General features: G+C 37.8%; 1 protein-coding gene. It reads left to right on the plus strand.

Going from position 1 to position 251, the window contains the following annotated elements; all coding sequences use genetic code 11:
- Positions 1-35: 35 nt before the first annotated feature.
- Positions 36-251, plus strand: a 216-nt coding sequence (locus tag AAEY83_RS17180; protein WP_351061088.1) for a hypothetical protein, incomplete at its 3' end; no start/stop codon positions are given.

Consider the following 251-nt stretch of genomic DNA (forward strand, 5'->3'; position numbering starts at 1 on the left):
GTCCAATTAAATTAACAAATATTAAAAGTCTCAAAATGAAATTAACGACCATCACCCTTGCGCTTAGCTTAGCGTTTGGCAGCCATGCATTTGCAGCCGATAAAAAAGACGAAAAAGAGTCAAAAACACTTAGCGAAATGATCAAAGGACAAACCGAATTTGCCGGTATATTTAGCCTTTATCAAGACGAAAAAACCGGTAAGCACCTTATGGTGATTAACGAATCCCAACTCAATACGCCGTTTGTGTAT

The organism is Psychrobacter sp. TB20-MNA-CIBAN-0197 (assembly GCF_040309765.1).
In the GTDB taxonomy this organism is placed as follows: Bacteria; Pseudomonadota; Gammaproteobacteria; order Pseudomonadales; family Moraxellaceae; genus Psychrobacter; species Psychrobacter submarinus.